The sequence below is a fragment of the Nitrobacter sp. 62-23 genome (assembly GCF_001897285.1).
In the GTDB taxonomy this organism is placed as follows: Bacteria; Pseudomonadota; Alphaproteobacteria; order Rhizobiales; family Xanthobacteraceae; genus Nitrobacter.
In genome coordinates this window covers 39,836-46,359 of record NZ_MKSM01000024.1, presented here as the reverse complement: position 1 = coordinate 46,359, position 6,524 = coordinate 39,836, and the positions used below count along the sequence as shown (strand labels likewise).

The window sequence follows — 6,524 nt, the reverse complement described above, 5'->3', positions numbered from 1 at the left end:
GCTATGACAAGCGGGCCGATATCTTCCTCTCTACAATCCTCTTGGCCGCTACCCTGACTTGGTGGATCAATTGAGTCTCGACCCTAGTGCAGTGAGGTGTAGGCCGCGCCGAGCATCGGACCAGGTCTGTCACGATTACCATCCTGAACATAGACCACTGCTGCATCGACACCATCGCGCGCGATGTTCTCGATCGGCACGGCCCAGGTACCGGCCTTGCCGGTCCAGTCACCGACCTTGAGCCAGCTCCGCACGACGTTGTGGTAGGTCACTTCGCGGCCGCCGTTTTCGCCGCGCCCGATCGCGATCGGCACCGCTTTCGCGATCGCACATATCCAGATTTCGCCGTGATCGGGAGGATGGCCGGCGTTGGCGGATGCGACCGACACATTGAGTTGCTTGCCCGACACCGCCATCGAAACTGGCACCGACATCACCTCCTGGTTTTTCCGCGTATCGCGGACGGCAGTGTCGATCGCCGCGCGATCGTTGCCGATCACATGAGCCGATCCGTTGACAATCACCTGCGGCGTGTAGACGTCGCGATCACCGCGCATCAACGAATAAGCCTTCTGGCGCGCCGTGAAGCGATTGTCGGCCAGCGTATCCTTCCAGCCGAGATAGTCCCAGTAGTCGATCGGCATGCTCAATGCGACGATCGAGGGGTCCCTGGAAAGCTCGCCCAGAATCTTGTCGGCAGCCGGACATGACGAGCAGCCTTGCGACGTGAACAGTTCGACCACGGCGCGCGGTCCCGCCAGAGCGGGACGAGCGACCACGAGGGTCACGCAAACGCCGAGCGCGCAAACACCGAACAGTCGGGACAAACCATCACGCGACAAACAGCCCTGAGACATCATCGAGGCCACACCGAAGCCGCGGCACGACGTGTGCCTGCGTTATGAAGGGAAGCATGCCTCTGACTGCGAGAGGCCGAGACTTTCATAGGCTGCCTTCCGCTCACCCGCCACTCAAATCGCGGTGAGGCCATCGCCGCCGGAATAAGGCGCGAATGCCGAAATCGGACCACGAGATTACGCAGCGAGCTTGCGCAGCACATAATGCAGAATGCCGCCGTTGCGGTAATAGTCGAGTTCGTCGAGCGTATCAATGCGGCAGAGCAGCGAGACGCGATGCAGCGATCCATCGCGGGAGACGATGTCCGCCGTCAGCTTCTGACGCGGTTTCAGATCGCCCTGCAAGCCGCGAATCGTAACCGTCTCGTCGCCCTTGAGCCCGATCGATTGCCACGACGCGCCGTCTTCGAAAGTCAGCGGCAGCACGCCCATGCCGACCAGGTTGGAGCGATGGATGCGCTCGAAGCTCTCGCAGATCACCGCACGCACGCCGAGCAGCAGCGTGCCCTTGGCCGCCCAGTCGCGCGACGAGCCGTTGCCGTATTCAGCGCCGGCGAACACGACGAGCGGCACGTTCTCCTGCCGGTATTTCATCGCCGCGTCATAGATCGACATCTGCTCGCCGTCCGGCCAGTGCCTGGTCAATCCGCCTTCGGGAATGTTGCCATCGGCTCCCTTCAGCATGAAGTTCTTGATGCGGATATTGGCGAAGGTGCCGCGCATCATCACCTCGTGATTGCCTCGCCGCGTGCCGTACTGATTGAAATCCGCCGGACGCACCTGATGCTCGCTGAGATAGCGGCCAGCCGGCGACGTCAACTTGATGGCGCCCGCCGGCGAGATGTGATCGGTGGTGATCTTGTCGCCGAACATGGCCAGGATGCGCGCATCGACGATGTCGACGATCGGCTCCGGCTCCTTCTTCATGCCTTCGAAGTAAGGCGGGTTCTGCACATAGGTCGAACTCATGTTCCAGCGATAGGTCTCGCTCGCCACGGTGTCGATCTTGCGCCAGTTGGCATCGCCCTTGAACACGTCGGCGTATTTCTTTTTGAAGATGCGCGAGGTCACGAACTTCTTGATGAAAGCGTTGATCTCCTTCGAGGTCGGCCAGATGTCCTTCAGGTACACCGGTTTGCCGGCCTTGTCCGTGCCCAGCGGCTCGGTGGCGAGATTCCTGGTCACCGAGCCCGCCAGCGCGTAGGCGACGACCAGCGGCGGCGAGGCGAGATAATTCGCCTGCACGTCCGGCGAAACGCGGCCCTCGAAGTTGCGGTTGCCCGAGAGAACGGCCGCGGCAACGATGCCGTTGTCGTTGACCGATTTCGAAATCTCCGGAGCCAGGGGGCCGGAGTTGCCGATGCAGGTGGTGCAGCCGAACCCGACCAGATTGAAGCCGACCTTGTCGAGATCAAGCTGCAGTCCGGAGTTCGCAAGATATTCCGCGACGACCTGGCTGCCCGGCGCCAGCGAGGTCTTCACCCACGGCTTCGCGATCAGCCCCTTTGCCGCCGCCTTGCGCGCAAGCAACCCGGCGGCGATCAGCACGGTCGGATTGGATGTGTTGGTGCATGAGGTGATCGCCGCGATCACCACGTCGCCATGTCCGAGATCGAAATTGCGGCCCTCGACCGGAAAACGCGCCGCATCATCGGTCTTCCGGTATTCGTTTGCGAGCGCGGCGGCGAAGCCTTCCGCAACCGCCGGCAGCGGCTGCCGGCCCTCGGGCCGTTTCGGTCCCGCGAGCGACGGCACCACCTTGCCGAGATCGAGCGTGAGCTTTTCGGTGAAGACCGGATCTGGTGAGGCCGCGCTGCGAAACAGGCCTTGCGCCTTGGCGTATTTCGTCACCAGCGCGACGCGCGCCGCCGCGCGGCCGGAGGTCTTGAGATAATCGATGGTCGCGGCGTCGACCGGGAAGAAGCCGCAGGTCGCCCCGTATTCCGGCGACATGTTGCCGATGGTCGCCTTGTCCGCAACCGACAGGTGATCGAGGCCGGGACCATAGAATTCGACGAACTTGCCGACCACACCCTGCTGGCGCAGCATCTGCGTGACGGTAAGCACCAGGTCGGTCGCGGTCACGCCCTCTTTCAGCGCGCCCTTGAGCTTGAAGCCGACCACGTCCGGCAACAGCATCGACAGCGGCTGGCCGAGCATTGCGGCTTCGGCTTCAATGCCGCCGACGCCCCAGCCGAGTACGGCGAGGCCGTTGACCATCGTCGTATGAGAGTCGGTGCCGACCAGTGTATCGGGATAGGCGACCTCCATGGTCGCAGTCTTCCTGCCGATCGTCAGCTTCTCTTTCCTGGTCCACACCGTCTGCGCCAGATATTCGAGATTGACCTGATGGCAGATGCCGGTGCCGGGCGGCACCACGGAGAAGTTCGAGAATGCTTTCTGGCCCCACTTCAGGAACTCGTAACGCTCCCGGTTCTGCCTGTACTCCTCGACCACGTTCCTGGCGAACGCCTTGTTGTCACCGAAGAAGTTCACGATCACGCTGTGATCGATGACGAGATCGACCGGCACCAGCGGATTGATCTTGTCAGGCTTGCCGCCGAGATTTTGCATCGCGTTGCGCATGGCCGCGAGATCGACCACGGCCGGAACGCCGGTGAAATCCTGCATCAGCACGCGCGCCGGGCGGAAAGAGATTTCATGATCGAACCTGCGCTTCTTCAGCCATTTGGAGAAGGCGACGATGTCCTCCTTCGTCACCGAGCGGCCGTCCTCATTGCGCAGCAGGTTTTCCAGCAGCACCTTCATGGAGTAGGGCAGCCTGGAGATGCCTTTGAGACCGTTTTTCTCCGCGGCCGGCAGGCTGTAGTAGGCGTAGGTCTTGCCGCCGACCTTGAGGGTTTTCAGACATTTGAAGCTGTCGAGCGAAGCCATGTGAGGAATTCCCTATCCAGGGGTTAGGGTGCCGGATTGACTGACGGTATCAAAACACCGCAGGAGAAACTGACGCGCGGGGTTTCGTTGCGGGGGATTTTGTGCTGCATCAAGTTCCGAATTTATAGAGTCTTTCCAGACTGTCCGCCACGTCAACAATGCTTGCTCCCCGCCTTTCAGCCATGCACACAGATCGCACGACGGCTGTGCAAACAGGGTCATCATGAAACTTTCAGGGCGCGGCTTGCGATGCGTGCGGGGCGGACGAGAAGTGTTTTCCGGCCTCGACGTCATGGCGGAATCAGGCCATGCGGTGGCGATCACCGGGCCCAACGGCGCAGGCAAGACCTCCCTGCTGCGGCTCCTGGCGGGGCTATTGGCGATGGCGGGCGGGTCGATCAGTCTTGAGGGCGGCGACCCCGAGCTGACGCTGCCCGAGCAGGCGCATTACCTCGGCCATCGCGACGCCCTGAAACCCGCGCTCAGCGTCAGCGAAAACCTGTCGTTCTGGCGGGAGTTTCTCGGCAGCGCGTCGCGCTCATCGCCAGCCGATGCCGCGCAGGCGCTGGCCACGGTCGGACTCGACCACGTCGGGCACCTGCCGGCGGCCTATCTCTCCGCCGGGCAGCGGCGAAGGCTGTCGATCGCACGGTTGTTGGCGGTGAAACGGCCGGTCTGGCTGCTGGACGAGCCGACCTCGGCGCTCGACGTTTCCGGCCAAAGCGCCTTCGCCGCCGTCATGACCGAGCACCTGAAAGGCGGCGGCATCATCCTGGCCGCGACGCACACGCCGCTCGGCATCGCCGTGCGGGAGTTGCGGATCGGGGGGACAGCATGACCGCCCTTGCCGCACTGATTCGCCGGGATGTCAGCGTCGCGCTTCGCGTCGGCGGCGGCGCGCTGATCGGCGTGCTGTTCTTCCTCACGGTCGTGGTGCTGATGCCGTTCGCGGTCGGCCCCGACCTCGCGCTTTTGAAAAAACTTGGGCCCGCAATCCTCTGGCTCGGTGCCCTGCTGGCAAGCCTGCTGACGCTCGATCGGCTGTTCACCGCCGATCACGACGACGGCTCGCTCGATCTGATCGTCATGAGCCGCACGCCGCTCGAACTGGCTTGCGCGGCGAAGGCGCTGGCGCACTGGCTGGCGGCCGGGCTGCCGCTGGTCGTCGCGACGCCGGTGCTGGGGCTGCTGCTCAACCTCGACGGCGTCGCGACAGGCGCTGTGGCGCTGACGCTCCTGGCGGGAACGCCCGCGCTGACCTTCACGGGCATGATCGGCGCCGCGCTCGCCGTCGTGCTGCGTCGCGGCGGCCTGCTGCTCTCGGTGCTGGTGCTGCCGCTGTCGATTCCGGTGCTGATTTTCGGCGTCGCCGCCTCCAACGCCGCGCTGTCGGGACCATCGCCGTTCGGAACGCCATTCTCGATTCTGTGCGCGCTGTCGCTGATGAGCCTCGTGATCGGCCCGTTTGCCGCGGCGGCAAGCCTGCGGCACGGGCTGGATTGAGTCCTCCCGATGCGGCCGATCAACTTTTGCTCATGCGGGAAACCGGGCTCGAATCCGCATTGCCTGCGCTGGCTCCGGCGACTATCAGTGGTGCCATGACGCTGATCGATCTCGCCAATCCCTCCCGCTTTCTCTCGCTCGCCGGCCGGATTCTGCCGTGGCTCGCGGCCCTGACCGTGCTCGTACTCGCCGTCGGCCTGTACCAGTCCGCAACCGCGCCCGACGACTACCAGCAGGGCGCGACCGTCAAAATCATGTTCATCCACGTTCCCAATGCGTGGCTGTCGATGTTCGTGTGGGGCGTGATGAGCGTTGCCGCGCTCGGCACCCTGGTATGGCGGCATCCGCTGGCCGATGTCGCGGCCAAGACCGCGGCGCCGATCGGCGCGGCGTTCACATTCCTTGCGCTGTTGACGGGGTCGCTGTGGGGCCGCCCGATGTGGGGCACCTACTGGGAATGGGATGCGCGGCTGACCTCGGTGCTGATCCTGTTCCTGATGTATCTCGGCCTGATGGCGCTATGGCGCGCGGTCGAGGACCCATCGCGCGCCGCGCGCGCCGCTGCGGTGCTGACGCTGGTCGGCGCGATCAACATTCCGATCATCAAGTTCTCGGTGGACTGGTGGAACACGCTGCATCAACCGGCCTCGGTGATCCGCATGGGCGGCTCGACGCTCGACCGCGCCTTCCTGATCCCCCTGCTGGTGATGGCGATCGGCTTCACGCTGCTGTTCCTGACCCTGCATATCGCGGCGATGCGGAACGAAATCCTGCGGCGTCGCGTCCGCACCCTGCAGATGCTGCAAGCCAGCAAATCGGCGTGACGATATGACACTCGGTCCCTATGCCTCCTTCATCATCATGTCCTATGTCGCGGTCGCAACTGTCGTCGCGGCGCTCATTATCTGGGTGATCGCCGACTACCGAAGCCAGAAAGCGCGCCTGCGTGACCTGGAGGCCGCCGGCGCGGTCAGGCGATCGGGACGCAGCGCGGTGGACGTCAAATGACGGACCCCGCAATTCCTGCCGGACCGCCGAAACGACGCTGGCTGATGGCACTCCCGCTCGTGGTTTTCGCCGCGCTGGCGTTGCTGTTCTGGTTCCGGCTCGGCGACAGCGACATCTCGCGAATCCCCTCGGCGCTGATCGGCCATCCCGCACCCAAAACCACGCTGCCTCCGCTGTCCGGCCTGGTCAGCGACGGCCAGCCGGTGCCGGGCATCGACCCCGCGACGTTCGAGGGCAAGGTCAGCCTGGTCAACGTCTGGG

The 6,524-nt window shown here is 63.9% G+C and carries 6 protein-coding genes and 1 pseudogene; 5 read left to right on the top strand and 2 right to left on the bottom strand.

Features of this window, described 5'->3' with window-relative positions:
* Window positions 1-83 precede the first annotated feature (83 nt).
* Window positions 84-860, bottom strand: a complete 777-nt coding sequence (locus tag BGO16_RS02925) for a DUF1223 domain-containing protein (RefSeq protein WP_292617110.1) — start codon at window positions 858-860, stop codon at window positions 84-86.
* Between the two features lie 174 nt (window positions 861-1,034).
* Window positions 1,035-3,752, bottom strand: coding sequence for an aconitate hydratase AcnA (gene acnA, locus BGO16_RS02920; protein ID WP_292617108.1), 2,718 nt, complete (start codon window positions 3,750-3,752; stop codon window positions 1,035-1,037).
* A gap of 223 nt (window positions 3,753-3,975) precedes the next feature.
* On the opposite strand from acnA, the gene ccmA reads away from it, so the two are divergent.
* The 5 genes and pseudogenes from ccmA to BGO16_RS02895 all read left to right on the top strand — a co-directional run.
* Entirely contained in the window at window positions 3,976-4,590 is a 615-nt protein-coding gene (ccmA, locus tag BGO16_RS02915) for a heme ABC exporter ATP-binding protein CcmA (protein WP_292617107.1), read from the top strand.
* On the top strand, window positions 4,587-5,255 hold the full coding sequence (gene ccmB / locus BGO16_RS02910) for a heme exporter protein CcmB (RefSeq protein ID WP_292617106.1): 669 nt from the start codon (window positions 4,587-4,589) through the stop codon (window positions 5,253-5,255). Before ccmA ends, ccmB begins: the two co-directional genes overlap by 4 nt.
* A gap of 95 nt (window positions 5,256-5,350) precedes the next feature.
* Window positions 5,351-6,079, top strand: a complete 729-nt coding sequence (locus tag BGO16_RS02905) for a heme ABC transporter permease (RefSeq protein ID WP_292617112.1) — start codon at window positions 5,351-5,353, stop codon at window positions 6,077-6,079.
* Between the two features lie 4 nt (window positions 6,080-6,083).
* Window positions 6,084-6,263, top strand: coding sequence for a heme exporter protein CcmD (ccmD, locus tag BGO16_RS02900; protein WP_292617105.1), 180 nt, complete (start codon window positions 6,084-6,086; stop codon window positions 6,261-6,263).
* Window positions 6,260-6,524, top strand: a pseudogene (locus BGO16_RS02895) (DsbE family thiol:disulfide interchange protein); the annotation flags it as partial. The gene ccmD and the pseudogene BGO16_RS02895, both read left to right, overlap by 4 nt.

What these genes read in the sequence shown, in the direction of transcription:
- BGO16_RS02925 (WP_292617110.1), bottom strand. Translation starts at nt 860, where the DNA reads ATGATGTCTCAGGGCTGTTTGTCGCGTGATGGTTTGTCCCGACTGTTC.
- acnA (WP_292617108.1), bottom strand. Translation starts at nt 3,752, where the DNA reads ATGGCTTCGCTCGACAGCTTCAAATGTCTGAAAACCCTCAAGGTCGGC.
- ccmA (WP_292617107.1), top strand. Translation starts at nt 3,976, where the DNA reads ATGAAACTTTCAGGGCGCGGCTTGCGATGCGTGCGGGGCGGACGAGAA.
- ccmB (WP_292617106.1), top strand. Translation starts at nt 4,587, where the DNA reads ATGACCGCCCTTGCCGCACTGATTCGCCGGGATGTCAGCGTCGCGCTT.
- BGO16_RS02905 (WP_292617112.1), top strand. Translation starts at nt 5,351, where the DNA reads ATGACGCTGATCGATCTCGCCAATCCCTCCCGCTTTCTCTCGCTCGCC.
- ccmD (WP_292617105.1), top strand. Translation starts at nt 6,084, where the DNA reads ATGACACTCGGTCCCTATGCCTCCTTCATCATCATGTCCTATGTCGCG.